21 protein-coding genes and 1 tRNA gene are annotated in these 15111 nt (G+C 62.9%); 6 read left to right on the top strand and 16 right to left on the bottom strand.

The genetic code is table 11. From position 1 onward, the window contains the following. Positions 1–9 precede the first annotated feature (9 nt). Complete coding sequence (gene hfq / locus Q0316_RS08615) at positions 10–573, top strand: RNA chaperone Hfq (RefSeq protein WP_298671335.1); 564 nt, start codon at positions 10–12, stop codon at positions 571–573. Beyond that, positions 570–1865 (top strand): GTPase HflX, encoded by a 1296-nt coding sequence (hflX, locus tag Q0316_RS08610; protein ID WP_298671333.1) that lies wholly within the window; start codon positions 570–572, stop codon positions 1863–1865. The genes hfq and hflX overlap by 4 nt, the downstream gene beginning before the upstream one ends. On the opposite strand, the gene mazG is transcribed toward hflX, so the two are convergent. The 10 genes from mazG to Q0316_RS08560 are packed head-to-tail and all read right to left on the bottom strand — an operon-like array spanning position 1866 to position 10002. Then, positions 1866–2642, bottom strand: coding sequence for a nucleoside triphosphate pyrophosphohydrolase (gene mazG, locus Q0316_RS08605; RefSeq protein WP_298671332.1), 777 nt, complete (start codon positions 2640–2642; stop codon positions 1866–1868). After that, complete coding sequence (locus tag Q0316_RS08600) at positions 2639–2956, bottom strand: hypothetical protein (RefSeq protein ID WP_298671331.1); 318 nt, start codon at positions 2954–2956, stop codon at positions 2639–2641. The genes mazG and Q0316_RS08600 overlap by 4 nt, the downstream gene beginning before the upstream one ends. After that, positions 2953–3723, bottom strand: coding sequence for an MBL fold metallo-hydrolase (locus tag Q0316_RS08595; RefSeq protein WP_298671385.1), 771 nt, complete (start codon positions 3721–3723; stop codon positions 2953–2955). Before Q0316_RS08595 ends, Q0316_RS08600 begins: the two co-directional genes overlap by 4 nt. After that, a complete protein-coding gene (locus tag Q0316_RS08590) occupies positions 3714–4490 on the bottom strand; it encodes a TatD family hydrolase (protein WP_298671330.1) in 777 nt (258 codons plus the stop codon). Before Q0316_RS08590 ends, Q0316_RS08595 begins: the two co-directional genes overlap by 10 nt. Next, positions 4490–6034, bottom strand: coding sequence for a methionine--tRNA ligase (gene metG / locus Q0316_RS08585; RefSeq protein ID WP_298671328.1), 1545 nt, complete (start codon positions 6032–6034; stop codon positions 4490–4492). Before metG ends, Q0316_RS08590 begins: the two co-directional genes overlap by 1 nt. 9 nt (positions 6035–6043) lie before the next feature. Then, the gene (locus Q0316_RS08580) at positions 6044–6994 is read right to left on the bottom strand and encodes an AAA family ATPase (protein ID WP_298671326.1); all 951 of its coding nucleotides are present in this window, start codon (positions 6992–6994) and stop codon (positions 6044–6046) included. Beyond that, on the bottom strand, positions 6991–7617 hold the full coding sequence (gene tmk / locus Q0316_RS08575; protein ID WP_298671324.1) for a dTMP kinase: 627 nt from the start codon (positions 7615–7617) through the stop codon (positions 6991–6993). Before tmk ends, Q0316_RS08580 begins: the two co-directional genes overlap by 4 nt. Continuing rightward, positions 7614–8789, bottom strand: a complete 1176-nt coding sequence (locus tag Q0316_RS08570) for a D-alanyl-D-alanine carboxypeptidase family protein (RefSeq protein ID WP_298671323.1) — start codon at positions 8787–8789, stop codon at positions 7614–7616. The genes tmk and Q0316_RS08570 overlap by 4 nt, the downstream gene beginning before the upstream one ends. 9 nt (positions 8790–8798) lie before the next feature. Continuing rightward, entirely contained in the window at positions 8799–8984 is a 186-nt protein-coding gene (locus Q0316_RS08565) for a hypothetical protein (protein ID WP_298671321.1), read from the bottom strand. Beyond that, positions 8968–10002, bottom strand: coding sequence for a lytic transglycosylase domain-containing protein (locus Q0316_RS08560; protein ID WP_298671319.1), 1035 nt, complete (start codon positions 10000–10002; stop codon positions 8968–8970). Before Q0316_RS08560 ends, Q0316_RS08565 begins: the two co-directional genes overlap by 17 nt. Before the next feature lie 286 nt (positions 10003–10288). On the opposite strand from Q0316_RS08560, the gene Q0316_RS08555 reads away from it, so the two are divergent. Next, positions 10289–10378, top strand: a tRNA-Ser gene (locus Q0316_RS08555). Between the two features lie 32 nt (positions 10379–10410). Then, complete coding sequence (locus Q0316_RS08550) at positions 10411–10722, top strand: hypothetical protein (protein ID WP_298671317.1); 312 nt, start codon at positions 10411–10413, stop codon at positions 10720–10722. Positions 10723–10891: 169 nt separating this feature from the next. On the opposite strand, the gene Q0316_RS08545 is transcribed toward Q0316_RS08550, so the two are convergent. The 5 genes from Q0316_RS08545 to Q0316_RS08525 form a co-directional block, all read right to left on the bottom strand. Further along, positions 10892–11035 carry a hypothetical protein gene (locus Q0316_RS08545; protein WP_298671315.1) on the bottom strand — a complete coding sequence of 48 codons (144 nt, stop codon included), beginning with the start codon at positions 11033–11035 and terminating at the stop codon, positions 10892–10894. Positions 11036–11121: 86 nt separating this feature from the next. Beyond that, positions 11122–11319, bottom strand: a complete 198-nt coding sequence (locus tag Q0316_RS08540; RefSeq protein WP_298671313.1) for a hypothetical protein — start codon at positions 11317–11319, stop codon at positions 11122–11124. Continuing rightward, on the bottom strand, positions 11312–11731 hold the full coding sequence (locus Q0316_RS08535; protein ID WP_298671312.1) for a hypothetical protein: 420 nt from the start codon (positions 11729–11731) through the stop codon (positions 11312–11314). Before Q0316_RS08535 ends, Q0316_RS08540 begins: the two co-directional genes overlap by 8 nt. Before the next feature lie 84 nt (positions 11732–11815). Further along, entirely contained in the window at positions 11816–12313 is a 498-nt protein-coding gene (locus Q0316_RS08530; RefSeq protein WP_298671310.1) for a hypothetical protein, read from the bottom strand. Positions 12314–12343: 30 nt separating this feature from the next. Then, complete coding sequence (locus Q0316_RS08525) at positions 12344–13099, bottom strand: hypothetical protein (protein WP_298671309.1); 756 nt, start codon at positions 13097–13099, stop codon at positions 12344–12346. Positions 13100–13349: 250 nt separating this feature from the next. On the opposite strand from Q0316_RS08525, the gene Q0316_RS08520 reads away from it, so the two are divergent. Then, the gene (locus Q0316_RS08520; protein ID WP_298671308.1) at positions 13350–13817 is read left to right on the top strand and encodes a hypothetical protein; all 468 of its coding nucleotides are present in this window, start codon (positions 13350–13352) and stop codon (positions 13815–13817) included. A gap of 3 nt (positions 13818–13820) precedes the next feature. Then, on the top strand, positions 13821–14591 hold the full coding sequence (locus tag Q0316_RS08515) for a hypothetical protein (RefSeq protein ID WP_298671306.1): 771 nt from the start codon (positions 13821–13823) through the stop codon (positions 14589–14591). Between the two features lie 192 nt (positions 14592–14783). On the opposite strand, the gene Q0316_RS08510 is transcribed toward Q0316_RS08515, so the two are convergent. After that, the coding region (locus Q0316_RS08510) for a hypothetical protein (protein WP_298671304.1) at positions 14784–15111 on the bottom strand (328 nt) is incomplete at its 5' end.

The raw sequence follows: 15111 nt of genomic DNA, 5'->3' as shown, positions 1-15111 counted from the left end.
GCCGCCAGCATGGCGACAACCCGACGCCGGGCACCGGCGCATCGCGGGGCAAACCCCGCCAAGAATCGAAGGATCGTGCCAATGGCCGAAAAACAAACCTCCCTTCAGGATCTTTTCCTCAACGCGCTGCGCAAGTCGAAAACTCCTGTCACGATGTTCCTCGTCAAGGGCGTCAAACTCCAGGGAATAGTCACCTGGTTCGATAATTTCTCGGTGCTGCTGCGCCGGGATGGGCAATCCCAGCTAATCTACAAGCACGCCATTTCCACCATCATGCCGGGCGGGCACCTCGATGTGGAGGCGATCGTCAGCCAGATGGGCGAAAACGGGAAGAAACAGCCGCTGTTGCAGGAGGTGTTTCTCAATGCGGTGCGCAAGACGCACGATCCCGTCACGATGTTTCTGGTCAATGGCGTGATGCTCCAGGGCAATATCGCTGCGTTCGATCTGTTCTGCATGTTGTTGCAGCGCGACGGCGCGTCGCAGCTTGTTTACAAACATGCGGTATCGACGATCCAGCCATCGCGTGCCCTCAATCTGGCCGAGGAAACGGCGGATTCGGACGACGATTGACTACCGGCTTCGAACGTGATCGCGGTGAATTCGCGCGCGGTGCGCGGGCGATCGTGGTCTATCCGGAACTCGGCGGCTCCTCGCGTGACGCGAGCGCGCGGCTGGAGGAAACCGCCGGGCTGGCGGAGGCGATCGGCATCGCTGTGGTCGGGCGTGAGGCGGTGCGCGTGCGCACCCCTCGCGCCGCCACGCTGATCGGCGCGGGGCAGGTTGATGGCATTGCGACGCTCGTTCGGATGGAAGATGCCGGGCTGGTGGTATTCGACGCGAGCCTGACCCCGATCCAGCAACGCAATCTTGAGACCAAACTCGAAGCCAAGGTAATCGACCGTACCGGCCTGATCCTGGAGATTTTCGGGGAGCGTGCCGCAACGGCCGAGGGGCGGTTGCAGGTGGAACTCGCCCACCTTGACTATCAGGCCGGGCGGCTGGTCCGCAGTTGGACTCACCTTGAGCGCCAGCGCGGTGGATTCGGTTTTCTGGGCGGTCCGGGTGAAACCCAGATCGAGGCTGACCGACGCCTGATTCGCGATCGCATGGCGCGATTGCGACGTGAACTCGAACAGGTCACGCGGACCCGCGGCCTGCATCGCGATCGGCGCCAGCGCGCGCCATGGCCGATGATCGCGCTTGTCGGCTATACCAACGCTGGAAAGTCAACGCTTTTCAATCGCGTGACGGGAAGTGACGTCATGGCGAAAGATCTGCTGTTCGCGACGCTTGATCCCACCTTGCGACAGATATCGCTTCCGGGGATCGACAAGGCGATCCTCTCGGATACGGTGGGTTTCGTTTCCGAGCTGCCCACTCAACTCGTCGCCGCGTTCAAGGCAACGCTGGAGGAGGTGGTGTCCGCCGATCTCCTGATCCACGTCCGCGATCTGGCGCACCCGGATACCGAGGCGCAACGCACCGATGTTGAGGCGGTGCTGAGCGAAATCGGCGTGTCCGAGGCGACCCCGCGTATCGAAGCGTGGAACAAATGCGACCTGCTCGACCCTGACGCGCGCGCGAAATTGCTGGCCGATGCGGCGCGACGCGAGAATGTCTCGGCGATCTCGGCGCTGACCGGGGAGGGGGTCTCCACGCTGCTCGCTACCGTTGCCGGACATCTCACCGCCGGCCATCAGCGCTATACGATCACGCTTGATGCGGCGGATGGCGCGGCTGCGGCGTGGTTGCATCAGCATGGCGAGGTGCTCGATCAGGAGATTGAGGACGAGCGTGCGATTTACGAAGTACGGATGGCGCCGCGTGATTATGAGAAATTCATGACCCGGCGCGAAAACTGATTAGCAACGCTCGGCGGTCTTCGCGCGACGCCAAAGCGCCTCTTTCTCGTCGAGCGACAATTCCGGAAAAGCTGCGCCGGCGATTTTCTCCATTTCACGAAAGCGGCGCTCGAACTTCGCGTTCGCGCCGCGTAGCGCGGTTTCTGGATCCACCCCCTGATGCCGCGCCCAATTGACGACCGCGAACAACAGATCGCCAATCTCCTCTGCAACCTCTTGTTCAGGCGCGTTTTCTATTTCTTCAAGTTCTTCGTCGATCTTGGCACGAGCCCCGCTGGCATCGGGCCAGTCGAAGCCCACGCGCGCGGCGCGCTTCTGCAATTTCTCCGCGCGTAGCAACGCCGGAAGGGCCAGCGCGACACCTGCCAATGCGCTGTCATCGGATGATTTAGCGGCCCGTTCCTCAGCCTTGATCTGTTCCCACAGGTGATGACCGCCATCTGTGCGAGCACCAAAAATATGCGGGTGACGGCGCTCCATCTTGTCCGAAATCGCGTGGGTTATGGCGTCGAAATCGAACTGTCCGGATTCTTCCGCGATCCGCGCGTGAAACACGACCTGAAGCAGCAGATCACCAAGTTCGTCCTTGAGGTCCGCCATATTGTTGCGCGCGACCGCGTCAGCCACCTCATGCGCTTCCTCGATCGTATAAGGTGCGATCGTCGCGAAGGTCTGCGCGACGTCCCACTCACAACCGCTCACGGGATCGCGCAAACGGCTCATGATGCCGCGCAGGCGATCAATAGGTGATGGATTGGTGAGATCGCTGGATGTCATACGGTCCGCTTGATATTAGATCGATAATATACATTATGTAAAAAACAGTTCAGTGAGGGAGCGGCAGCCGTGGCGATGTGTGCAGTTGCCCCGACAACGTGCTTATTGTGCCCGAATAACGCGTCACGCGCATTTTCCCAGATCGGCAATAATCGGTGTCGTTGCCCGACAATAATCAGCCCCAGCCCGAAGATCGCGATCCAGGCGAGCGCCATTTTCGCGGTTCGCGCCAATGGCACACGGCGGCTGAGCAGCGCCGATAACGGCAGCACCAGCATGATCGCGTAGAACGCGAATTCCGCGCCATTGCTCATACGACGATCTCCAATCCGTCATATCCCGGCTCGATTCCGGGCGGCAATTCGGCCAGCAAGCCGCGATAATCCATCGACTGATCCATGTGAATCAAGGCGGTTCGTCGCGGCGAAAGCGCCGCCGCCCAATCCAGCACCTGTGCGAGATGTGGATGCGACGGATGCGGCCGGCGGCGCAATGCATCCACGATCCAGACGTCGAGCCCGGTATATAGCCTACGCATTGCCCCGGTCATGGCGCTTATATCAGTGGCATAGCCTATGGACCTTCCAGCCGCTGTGAAGCGAAGCCCGGCGGAGGTGATCGACGCGTGCGGCTGATCCACGGCTGCCACCGTGATCGGCCCTATGATGATCTCGTCCGGTAGATGCGCCAGGGCCACAACCGGCGGGTAACCGTGGTGACCATCGAAAATATAGCCGAATTTCGCTTTCAGGCCGACGCAGGTTTCCGCGCGGGCGTAGCCGGGGACTGGTCGCCCCAGCGCATGGAAAATCTGTCGCAGATCGTCGATGCCGAAAACGTGATCGGCATGTTCATGCGTCCATATCACCGCATCGACCACCCCGACGTCGGCTGCCAGCAATTGCGCGCGCATGTCCGGGCTGGTGTCGACCAGGATTCGCGTGCCCTCATGTTCGATGAGCAGCGATGCGCGGGTACGGCGGTTGCGCGGCTCCATGGGGTCACACTCCCCCCAATCGTTTCCGATCCTCGGCACACCGGAGGATGTACCGGAGCCGAGGATACGCGCCTTCACTGGCAGGTCTTGTTAAACAAAGAGTGGAAGTTTTTCGCTGTAACATTCTGTAAAAACGTAATATTATCTCCGCGTAACTGCGCCAGAAACGCGGCGGTATCGGCGACGAAAGCGGGCTCCCCTGCCTTCCCGCGATGCGGCACCGGCGCGAGGAATGGCGCATCCGTCTCGATCAGCAACCGCTCGATCGGGAGACGCGCAGCGGTTTCCTGCAAATCGCGCGCGCTCTTGAACGTAACGATGCCCGAGATCGAGATATAGAAGCCGAGATCGAGCGCAATATCGGCGAACGCGCCGGTTCCCGTGAAACAATGGATGACGCCGGTGAAGGCGCCCTTCGCCATTTCATCGCGCAGGATCGCGGCGGTGTCCTCCTCCGCGTCACGCGTATGAACGACGATCGGGACACCTGCCTCGCGCGCTGCCGCGATATGCGCGCGAAAGCTCGATTGCTGGCGATCGCGATCCGAATGATCGTAATAATAATCGAGCCCGGTCTCCCCGACCCCTACGACGCGCGGATGAGCTACACGCGCAACCAGCTTGGCGGCGTCCACATGCGGATGCTGATCCGCCTCATGCGGATGGATGCCGACGGTCGCCCATACATCCGCCTCGCGCTCGGCGGTGGCGAGCACATCGTCCCATTCGCTTTCACGCGTCGCGATATTGAGCATCGCGGTGACGCCACGCGCCCGCGCCCGTTCGAGCACGGCCTGCTGGTCTTCCACCAAGCCTTTGTAATTCAGGTGACAATGGCTGTCGGCCAGCATCAGGCAGCCTCCGCCGGCAGTTCCAGCCGCGGGAATACGGGCGTCGGCGCGACAATACGAAAACCGCTCGCGGCGTGGCGATCATACCAGCCGTCATCGTCCACAGCAGCGTGATCGCGCGCGTCAGCGCCAAGCTGATCGAGCACTTTGCCGGCCGAGGCCGGCACCACTGGCAGAATTGCGATGGCAAGCATACGGATCGCGCGGACGAGCGTGCGCAACACCGCGTGCATCCGTTCGGGATCGGTTTTGCGCAGCGCCCATGGCGCCTGCGCGTCTATATAGGCGTTGCAGGCGAAGACACCGCGCAGCCATGCTTCGACGCCCTGGCTGAGCATCAGATCGCCGAACGCGGTTTTCAGCCCGGCGGCCGCGACGACGACCTCCTCGATCAGCACGCCATCCGCTTCCTCGGCGCGGCCGTGCCCCGGCAATTCGCCATCCAAGTTCTTGGCGATGAAGGACAAAGTGCGCTGCGCCAGATTGCCGAACGCATTCGCCAGTTCCGCGTTGACGCGCGTGACGATCGCCTCCGCCGAATAGCTGCCGTCCTGCCCGAAACTCACTTCACGCAGCAGGAAATAGCGCAGGGCGTCGACGCCGAAGGCGGCGGTCAGGTCCAGGGGGTCGACGACATTGCCGACGCTTTTGGACATTTTCTCTCCGCGATGGAGAACAAATCCATGCCCGAACACGGACTTTGGCGGCGCGATCCCGGCGGACATTAGAAATGCGGGCCAATAGACCGTGTGGAAACGCACGATATCCTTGCCGATCAGGTGCAGATCGGCGGGCCAGTGCGGCATTTCGCCATCGGGATAGCCAGCGCCGGTGAGGTAATTGGTGAGCGCATCGACCCACACATACATCACATGTCCAGCACTGTCGGGGACCGGAACGCCCCAGTCGAAGCTCGTCCTGGACACGGACAGGTCGGACAATCCGCCTTCGACGAAGCGCATGATTTCATTGCGGCGCGCCTCCGGCCGGATGAAATCGGGGTTGTCACGATACAGATCGAGCAGCGGCTGCTGATATTTCGACAGGCGGAAGAACCATGTTTCCTCCGCCGTCCACTGCACCGGCGTGCCTTGCGGGGAGAGTTTCTCGCCCCCTTCCCCGGCGACCAGTTCCTTCTCGTCGTAAAAGGCTTCGTCGCGGACCGAATACCAGCCCTCATACCGATCGAGATACAGATCGCCCGCATCGCGCATCGCCTGCCAGATCGCCTGGCTGGCGCGATAATGATCGGCATCCGTGGTGCGGATGAAACGATCATAGGAGATGTTCAAGGCATCGCACATCGCCTTGAACAAGGAAGACATTTCCCCGGCAAGCTCACGCACGCCGACGCCGCGATCACGCGCCGTCTGGACCATTTTCAGCCCATGTTCGTCGGTGCCCGTCTGAAAGCGCACATCGCGCCCGGCCTGACGGTTGAACCGCGCGATGGCATCGGCGGCGATCGCCTCATAGGCGTGGCCGATGTGCGGCTTGCCATTGGGATAACTGATTGCGGTGGTGATGTAGAACGGCTGACCCATGCCGTTCCCCTACATCCGCGCAAGCCGTGCGACCACCCCCGCCAGTTCGAATACCGTAGCCCCCGCATCGAGCGACAGCCGCCGCGCAGCACCCGCGATGCCCTGTGCCTCCTCATAGGCATCGAGCGCCACGCGCAACTCCTCTCCGGCGCGCTGCGGCGCATGGAGCGCGATGAATTCCGGCGCGCGATCGAGGAACGCCTCGTAACGTGGCTGCGCCGCCTTGGTGGAAAGCGCCTTGGCGAGCCGCGCGCGTTCGGCATTGCTGCGATCGCCGTTGCGCGCGATCGCGGCGAGCGCATTGTCGATCGCGCCGAGATCCAGCCCGGCATAGCGCAGCGCCCGCCCCGGCGCCCCGGCGCCCGCGCGGATCAGCGCATCCAACTCGTCCCCGCGCAACTCCGGCGCGCGCGCGCGCAGCACCTCACCGACCTCTGCTTCGTCGAGCAGGCCGAAGCGCAACGTACGGCAGCGCGAGCGGATCGTGGGGAGCAGCCGCCCCGGCGCGTGGCTGACGAGCAGGAATACCGTGCCCGAGGGTGGCTCCTCAAGGCTCTTGAGCAGTGCGTTGGCCCCTTCCCGCTCCAGATCGTCGATCGCGTCGATCACGATCACCCGGCGCGGCCCGAGCGACGGCGTGGTGGCGAACAGCGGCTGAAGCCCGCGCACCTGCGCGATGGTGATGCTGCGCGCCAGCCGCGTCTCGCCGCGCTCCTCCTTCGCCAGGCGGACGAGTTCGCGATAATCGGGATGCGATCCCGCTTCGAGCAAGGCGCGCGTCTGCTCCCCGCTGGCGTCACGCGCGGATTGCGCGAGCAGCCGCGCCGCCGCTTCGCGCGCGAATGTCGCCTTGCCGACACCGCGCGGGCCGGTGATGAGCCATGCGTGGTGGAGCGCGCCGCTTGCCATCGCGGCATCGAATGCGGCGCGTGCCGGGGCGTTGCCGAGCAATGACGTCATGGCAGCAGATCGGCCAGCCCGGCGAGCAATTGAGCGGTGACGATCTCGCGCGGCTGGCTGGCGTCCACGCGGCGGAAGCGATCCGGCTCAGCCTCCGCAAACCGCCTGAAGGCGCCGGAAACCGCGACGTGGAAATCATCGCCGCGCATCGCGAACCGATCGGCGGCAGCGCCATCGCGCCCGGCGGCACGCTGCGCGCCTTCCACCGGGGGCAATTCGAGCACGAAGGTGCGATCCGGCAACAACCCACGCGAGCCGAAGGCGTGAAGCGCCAGCACGGCGGCATCGTCGATCCCGCCGGCAATGCCCTGATAAGCCCGGCTCGAATCGAGATAGCGATCGCAGATCACCCACACGCCCGCGCCGATCGCCGGGCGGATCGTCTTTTCGACGTGATCGGCGCGCGCGGCGGCGAACAGCAAGGCTTCGGCGTGCGGGCTCCAGCGCTGGACATCGCCCTGCATCAGCAGGCCGCGGATCGCCTCCGCCCCCTCGCTGCCGCCGGGTTCGCGCGTCACCAGCGTGCGGATTCCGCGCGCTTCGAGCGCGGCGGCGAGCGCGCGCGCCTGGGTCGACTTGCCGGCTCCCTCCCCGCCTTCGAGCGAGAGGAAGCGCCCGGTCATCCGAACAGGCCGGTAAAGCCGGCCCAGGCGCGCCCGAAGAAGCCGGCCTCGGCGATATCCTTGTCCGCCACCAGCGGCAGCGTCTGATCCGGCAGCCCCGGCGAGGTGACGACAAGATCGGCGATATGATCGCCCGCCTTGATCGGCGCCTTGATCGGCCCCTGATAGACCACCTTGGCGCTGAGCACCGGCACCGCGCCGGCGGGAAGCGCGACCTTCAGATCACGCGGCGCGACCAGCCCGACCTTGGAGGAGCCGCCAAGCTGCACCTCCGCATCGGCGACCTTGCGCCCTTCCTTCACCACCGGCTTCGCCTGCCACGCGCGGAAGCCCCAATCCATGAAGCGCACCGATTCGCTGATCCGCTGATTGGAACTGGTCAGCCCGGCGACCACCATCACCAGCCGGCGACCGTTCTGATCGGCCGATCCGGTGAAGCCGTAACCGGCCTCCTCGGTATGGCCGGTCTTCAGCCCGTCCGCCCCCTGCACCCGCCCGAGCAGCGGATCGCGGTTCGCCTGGGTGATCGCCGCGCCGGAACCGATCGTCTTGCCCCAGGTGAAATCGGTGCGCGAATAGAATTGCTTGTAGAGCTTGGGATAGCCGCTGATCGTTGCCGCAGCGAGCTTCGCCAGATCGCGCGCGGTAACATAGGTCACGCCATTGTCCGGCCAGCCGTTCGACGTGCCGAAATGGCTGTTGGTGAGCCCCAGCCGCTTGGCCGCCTCGTTCATGCGCTGAACGAACGCGTCCTCGGTGCCCGAAACCCCCTCCGCCAGCACGACGCAGGCGTCATTGCCCGAAAGCGTGACGATGCCATAGAGCAGATTGGCGACCGAAACCTTCTCACCGGGTGAGAGGAACATCGTGGAACCAGCGGCAGGACCGTGCCATTTCTTCCACGTTTCCGGGCGAACCTCGAATTCCTGATCGAGCTTCAGCTCGCCACGCTTGATGAGATCGAAGGCGACGTAAACCGTCATCATCTTCGCCATCGACGCGGGCGGCATCCGGCGATCCGCATCCTTCTCATACAGCACCGCGCCGGAGGACAGATCCTCCATGAACGCCACCGGCGCCGGCGTGTCGAACTGCGGCGCGGAAGCGACGGATGGGTAAGCGATCGACAGGGCGATGGCCGGTGCTGCGAGAAGATATGGGATTTTGGACATGACCGATACTCAGGGCTGAACAATGATCGAGGCATCGCCATAGCCGCGCCGGGCGGCGGCGTCACGCGCCCGCTGCGCGATGGCGGCATTGTCATACGGGCCGGGCCGCACACGATATTTTCCGGTGGGGCGCGGCACCTCCGCGCCCGTCTGGCGCGTGGCCGCGAGCGGCCCGGCGCTAACGCTCGACCGCATCGGCCAGCAGCCCCACCGAGAGCGCATAGAAATTCGAGCAATTGTAATCGAGGATCACGCGATAATTGCCGGTGAGCAGATAGGCGGTCTGGCCAGGACCGTCCGGTTCCAGCAACGTCGCCAGCACATCGTCGGCGGGCCATGCGCCGCTTTGCGGCACGAGGCCGAGCGCGCGCCACTCCGCCATCGTCCGCCAGCCGCTATGCCGCTCGAACACGCGCGGGCAGCGCGGCGAGACGAGGCGGTTGACCTGCCCGGCGCGGTCGTAGCCAGCCGGCACGTTCACCGCGACGCCCCATGGCTGGCCCGGCCGCCAGCCCGCCTGCACGAAATAATTGCCGATCGAGGCCAGCGTGTCGGCGGCGCTGTTCCAGATATCAATCCGCCCGTCGCCATCGCCATCACGCGCGAGGCGCAGATAGATCGACGGCAGGAATTGCGGATTGCCGGTCGCGCCGGCCCAGCTTCCCTTGAGCTGATCGCGCGGCACGCCGCGATCGAGCATCTTCAGCCCCGCGATGAACTCGCCCGTGAACAGATCGCGGCGGCGCCCCTCATAAGCGAGGGTCGCCAGGCTGCGCAGCAGATCGAAATTGCCGGTGTAGCTGCCGTAATTCGTCTCATGCCCCCAGATCGCGACCATGATCGATTCAGGCACCCCGGTGCGCGCCTCCACCGCCGCCAGCCGGGCGCGATTGGCGAGATAGGCGGTGCGGCCACGCGTGATGCGCGCCACATCGACATGCTGGATGCGATAGGGTGCGAACATCGCGACCGGGGCATTGGGGTTTCCGCCCGGCTGCCGGCGATCAAGCTCCACCACGCGCGGGTTATAGGTGAGCGTCGGCAGGACGGAATCGACCGTCGCGGGCCGCACCCCCGCCGCCAGCGCCTGCGCTCGCAACGTCGGCAGATAGGCCTGAAACCCCGCCTCATCCTGCGCGGCGGCGGGCACGGCGATCAACGCCGGAACCAGCGCGGCGATTGCGACGACGATGCGAGTGACTATCCCCCTCATGCCCGCCATCTTGCACGGCAAAGCCCGATTATGAAACAGCCAGTCATCGTCGGGCTTGCACATACCGTCGCAGCACGCCACAGGGCAGCGACTTCGCACCCGGAGAGGTGGCCGAGTGGTTTAATGCAGCGGCCTTGAAAGCTGTTGGGGGTTGCGAGGCTGCGCTGGACGTGATGAGAAAAAAGGAAGGCAATTAGAGTCGCTTAGCGATAGGTCGGTAAGGTGCTGTGCGAGCGCGATTTTCGCCTTTGTAGCAGAGTTGTAGCCGCCGCCGCTGGAACGGCATGGAAGTGTGGCCGAGTGGTTTAAGGCACTGGTCTTGAAAACCAGCGACGGTGCAAGCCGTCCGTGGGTTCGAATCCCACCGCTTCCGCCATCCTTGCTACAGACCACGCGAAGGGGCGCGCGATGTTCGGATTCGGCAAGAAGCAATCCAAGGCAGATGCAGCTATTGCGGTCATGCCGCAGGCAATCGAGGCAGCGTCCGAGAAGTGGCGCTTCTTCTGCGAGAAGCTCGTATTCAAGGCAGAAGTGCCACTCGCCGACCGCATCGCCTCGTTTACAGTGCCATTCTTCCAAGGAGCGCGACAAAATATCCCAGCCCTGAAGGAAGCACCCGACGCGGTACTGCTACTGATCGTGGCGAAGGGGATCGAGCGTTCGGGCACCCACACGAAGGCTCAGATTGAACAGGCACTAGGAACGCGCCTGCCCGATTGAGCAGCACCCCACGCCCGGGGGCGCAGGGTGCTGGCAGCGTCAGGGCGGAAAGGAGTGCCCGTCTCCCCGCTGCTGCGGATGTTCGATTAACGAGGGACCGTCCGCTGGTCCTCGGCGCGGGTGAAGGCGTAAACCCCGCGCAACCCTATGCTGGCGCTGACAGGCACCGTCAGCGAGCATATGCCAGCGCCCATACCCTGCCCTCCTCCCACTCGCGGAGATGGTCGAGTATATGCAGGAAATCCCCTGCCAGCGTGCCCGCCAGCACCTCCGCATACGCGGCATCGGCGAACGAATCGAACGAGCCGCACATTATGACGATGGGCGATGGTCGCGGCTTCCGAGCGGTCTCCAGCTTCGCCACGCGACGCTGAAGTGCCCGGAGGCCGGACACTGTGGTCAGCCCTTCCCGGCGAGCGCCTTGCTCACCTCAATGTCCGCCGCAACCTGACCGGCGTCCAAAGCAAGTTGGTCGTCCGTCACGCCGAAATGGCGCTGCACGATGCGGTCCGCGTATTCGATGGGCATCCCATACTTCTCCGCCTTCGGGTGCGCACCGGCGTCAGCGGCTTTCAGGGGTTCGTTCTGTTCAGTCATGGTGGATCACCTTCAGTTGTGTGAGAATGTCGTAAGCTTCGGCGCGGACCTCGAAGTCGTCGCAGTCGCGCATCAGTTCGCACATGCTGGCAACCGCCGTCTGGCGCAGTTCCCCGCGCTCCTGATCGTTCAGGGTGGCGAGCATTTCCGCGAATGGGTTCCAGCGGTCGGTATGCAGAATGTCGTCGTGACTGAGCGGAACGACATAGAGCGGGTGGGAGAACTGGTCCGCGATGGCCACAGCCCAATCCAAGCACTCACGATAGGCGGTGATCGGCATGTAGCCGGTGGAGAAGGCGCGGCGCACGCCGGGCGTATCGCTTGGACCTGTCCAGCCCACATAGACCATCACGTCATCGGCTTCCGGGTCGTCGGTGACGACCTTGTTCCGGGCTGTGGTTATCCTCGTCATGAGCCGGTGCCCCTATGTGTCAAATCGCACGGGCGGGTCCGTCGCATCACCGACTTTTCCAACCGAAGTGCAACAAAAAGCGCGTTACCCTCGGGCATCGCTCGCCGCCTCCAATGCCTCGATCCGAGCGGCCAGTTCCTCGGTGGCGCGCACGTCCGCGAGCGATTTGATGCTGTCGATGATGAGCCGCCCCACATCAGGAGCGACCGCACCAGCAGCCACGGCGTCCAGCACCTGGGCGACCTGTTCGCTGATCGGCAGCGAGGCGTCGAAGTCGAAGTTCACCTTCTCTGCCTGCGCCTTCACCGAGGGCAGGATTTTCGACATGACCACAGCGCAGGCGTTCGTATCGCCCTCCAGCGCCTTACCGACCAGCACGGCGATGATGTTCCGCATCTCATCGAGCATCTGCTGTGTGGCCAGCAACCGCTTGTCAGGCACGCCCGCCGGTCGCCCCTTCGGGTTCGGCGAGGGACAGCCGGGGGTCCAAGCCGGGTTGCCCGCACCACGAACGGGCGGTGCGGGTGGCGCGGGCGCAGGCTTCCAGTCCGTGCCCCAAGGGGGCTGGATCGCGGTCGTCATCGAACTACCTCGATTTGATTAGAAGAACGGTCAGACCGGGACGGCGAACGCGGCGTTGGACTCTTTCACCTGTTTGCGCACCATGCTCGGGGTGATCGTTTTGACGAGGATCGGCGCGCCGTTCACCTTCGACGGCTCGTAGATCTTGATGTCACCGACCGCATCGGCAACCGCCTTGGTGAGCAGCTTGTATCGGTCATTGAGCATGTCCGCCGCTTGGCGCATCGCTCCCAGCTTCTTCGCTTCGACGGGCCGCTGCGCCTTATGCCAATCGTGAAGAAACTCGGCGTGAAGATCGGGATCGAGACCGGATAGGTAGGGGCGCCCGCCCAGCACGGCGGTCGCCGTCACCTCGTCGCCGCTCTCAATCGCCTGCCGCAGCGCATTCATGCGCGGCCCGTCTTTGAGGCCACGGAAGTAGGTGCGGATTTCCGATGCCATCGCGGCGGTAGCGCGCTGCTCGACGGGCGCGTTCAGTTCCTTGTCCATCTTTGCGATGTTGGCGTTCAGCACATCGACCGCGCGTGACCACGAGCCGTAAACCTTGTCCATCACCTTGGTGGCATGGGTGTCGACCGCGACGAGCTGGGCATATTCGTTCAGGGTCGGGTTCTTCGCTGCGCCCGCCTTGGCGTCGTGGATGGATTGCAGCGCCTTGAACGCCTCATCCACCGCCGTTTCGGTCTGGCCGAGCAGAGGGCGAGTATCCTCATCGTAGTCCGCAACCTCGCCCGCGATGCCGGGGTGTAGCGTGGGCGAAATACGGATATCGACTTCATCGGACATTTGGCGAACTCCCAAGCTGGATGCGGCTAAACATTGGCTACAAGCTAGGGAGGACAGCTGAAGGTCCGCAAGTAATTAGTTTGTTATTACAATCACTTGGGTCAAATCCACGGCGGACCCACGGCAAACAACATATACGCGGCTCGGCGGTCTAGAGGTTATGCCTCCATGCCTCAGTGGAACATATGCAGAAACCCTTGATCGGCCCGATCAGTCAGGCAATTATGTCGGCGTATGCCAAGGGGGTAGAATGACAAACAGAGTTCATATCGACGCGCCTGCCGGTGTTGTCGAAATCGAAGGCGAGAAGGATTTCGTGGAGGGGCTTCTTGCGAAGCTGTTTCCGCTTCTTGAGGAAGCTGGTTTCGGCAGTCGTCCGCCGAGCAAGGTTGCCCCAACGCAAACTGGCGAAGAGACACCCGAACCGGATGAAGAGATGGCTGACGATAATTCCGTCGCCAAAGGAAAAGTGAAGCGCAAGCGTAGCGTCGCACCGAAAGGGCATTCCTGCGCTGATCGTATATTGGCCATGAAAGGCGAAGGATTCTTCAAAGACAAGCGCGGAACAGGGGAGATTGTGACTGGCCTTGCCGCAAAGGGATATACGCATAAGGCTAATCAGGTGGCGGCTGCTGGCGAATCTCTCTTCAAGAGAAATCTTCTACAGAGGACAAAAGATGGAAATGGCCCGTTCCAGTATTATTGGGATAGGGACTGATCTTTGAGCCTGCCAAGCCTAAAGGACACCCTCAACGCCATCCCAGCCGGTTTGCGTGATCCCCTAATTGATGAGTTCGAGCAGGCGCTGGACGAATACCGCGCCGCCGACTGGGAGAAGGTCGGCCTCAAGGCGGGGAAGTTCTGCGAGATCGCCTATTGCGTGTGCGCGGGTTACGCGACTGGCACATACGCAACCACTCCGTCCAAACCGAACAACTTTCCTCAGGCGTGCCAGAAGCTAGAGCAGTATAACGGCACGAAAGGTCGTTCGCTGTGTATGCAGGTGCCAAAGGTGTTGGCGGCACTCTACGAACTTCGTAACAACAGGGCAATCGGCCATGTTTCCGCCGAGGTGAGCCCTAACCATATGGACGCAGAACTGTTTTTGCGTGGCATGAAATGGGTGATGGGAGAACTCGTCCGCAACTACTCGAAACTTCCGCTTGCGGACTCCCATGCCGTTGTCGAGGCGGTCACCGCTCGGACTTTCCATATGGTGTGGTCGAGTGGTGATGTTCGGCGCGTTCTCGAACCGGCAAAAACGTCGGGTCAGAAAGTGCTGATCCTGCTCTACGCCGAAAGCAAACCCGTCTCGGTACCCCAGCTACAAGCATGGGTGGAGTACAAGAACGGAACTGATTTCAAACGCAAAGTTCTGAAAGACCTTCACAAGAAAGCGTTGGTTCACTTTGACGAGAAGGCGGCCACCGTGCAGATTTTACCGACCGGGCAGGCTCACGTGGAGAAGTCCGGCCTGCTGGTGACGAAATGACCACGCTGGCGCGCGTAACGCACCAAAGCACTTTCACTATTGACCACGCGCGAACCGACTTAGCGTTGCCTTGGTGCGTTTCCCTATAGGGGCTAACGCAGCAACGCGGCTGCGTAGCGCCCAGCCCTAGGGGCGTTACGCGCACCAAAACGCACCAATAACGCCCCAACGCACCAAAAGCCGTCGATGTGGTCAAAGCGGGTCGACAGGGCGTAGATGGCTGTGCGCGCCGCCGCGTCCCGAGCGAGGACTGTCCTCGTGAACGACCCGACCGTCTTCCAGCAAACGGCGCAAGGTATTGCGGGTCGCCTTCTGCGAAATTGGGCTGATATCTTCCAGCGTCCGCCCTGAGTGGCGAACACCCTTCTCCCACTCATCCCTGAGTAGCTGCCAGAGCAGGTCGCCGTTCTTGCGCATGGATGCCGCTGCGCCCTCGGACGCAGATACCGCCTCATGGCGTTCGAACAGTAAGCGTGGTCTGCGGGCCGCCTTGCCCATCGAGCCGTAGCCGGGATGCTTG

Source organism: uncultured Sphingomonas sp., assembly GCF_937871615.1.
GTDB lineage: Bacteria > Pseudomonadota > Alphaproteobacteria > Sphingomonadales > Sphingomonadaceae > Sphingomonas.
The sequence above is the reverse complement of the archived record's forward strand: the minus strand, read 5'-3'. Positions and strand labels throughout refer to the sequence as shown.

Excerpts from the sequence above, each read along its gene's own strand:
- Q0316_RS08535 (WP_298671312.1), bottom strand. The coding sequence starts at position 11,731 with ATGACGAGGATAACCACAGCCCGGAACAAGGTCGTCACCGACGACCCG.
- Q0316_RS08520 (WP_298671308.1), top strand. The coding sequence starts at position 13,350 with ATGACAAACAGAGTTCATATCGACGCGCCTGCCGGTGTTGTCGAAATC.
- Q0316_RS08600 (WP_298671331.1), bottom strand. The coding sequence starts at position 2,956 with ATGAGCAATGGCGCGGAATTCGCGTTCTACGCGATCATGCTGGTGCTG.
- mazG (WP_298671332.1), bottom strand. The coding sequence starts at position 2,642 with ATGACATCCAGCGATCTCACCAATCCATCACCTATTGATCGCCTGCGC.
- Q0316_RS08580 (WP_298671326.1), bottom strand. The coding sequence starts at position 6,994 with ATGACGTCATTGCTCGGCAACGCCCCGGCACGCGCCGCATTCGATGCC.
- Q0316_RS08530 (WP_298671310.1), bottom strand. The coding sequence starts at position 12,313 with ATGACGACCGCGATCCAGCCCCCTTGGGGCACGGACTGGAAGCCTGCG.
- Q0316_RS08570 (WP_298671323.1), bottom strand. The coding sequence starts at position 8,789 with ATGTCCAAAATCCCATATCTTCTCGCAGCACCGGCCATCGCCCTGTCG.
- Q0316_RS08590 (WP_298671330.1), bottom strand. The coding sequence starts at position 4,490 with ATGCTGGCCGACAGCCATTGTCACCTGAATTACAAAGGCTTGGTGGAA.
- metG (WP_298671328.1), bottom strand. The coding sequence starts at position 6,034 with ATGGGTCAGCCGTTCTACATCACCACCGCAATCAGTTATCCCAATGGC.
- Q0316_RS08540 (WP_298671313.1), bottom strand. The coding sequence starts at position 11,319 with ATGACTGAACAGAACGAACCCCTGAAAGCCGCTGACGCCGGTGCGCAC.
- Q0316_RS08560 (WP_298671319.1), bottom strand. The coding sequence starts at position 10,002 with ATGAGGGGGATAGTCACTCGCATCGTCGTCGCAATCGCCGCGCTGGTT.
- Q0316_RS08550 (WP_298671317.1), top strand. The coding sequence starts at position 10,411 with ATGTTCGGATTCGGCAAGAAGCAATCCAAGGCAGATGCAGCTATTGCG.
- Q0316_RS08545 (WP_298671315.1), bottom strand. The coding sequence starts at position 11,035 with ATGTGCGGCTCGTTCGATTCGTTCGCCGATGCCGCGTATGCGGAGGTG.
- Q0316_RS08565 (WP_298671321.1), bottom strand. The coding sequence starts at position 8,984 with ATGCGGTCGAGCGTTAGCGCCGGGCCGCTCGCGGCCACGCGCCAGACG.
- tmk (WP_298671324.1), bottom strand. The coding sequence starts at position 7,617 with ATGACCGGGCGCTTCCTCTCGCTCGAAGGCGGGGAGGGAGCCGGCAAG.
- hfq (WP_298671335.1), top strand. The coding sequence starts at position 10 with ATGGCGACAACCCGACGCCGGGCACCGGCGCATCGCGGGGCAAACCCC.
- Q0316_RS08525 (WP_298671309.1), bottom strand. The coding sequence starts at position 13,099 with ATGTCCGATGAAGTCGATATCCGTATTTCGCCCACGCTACACCCCGGC.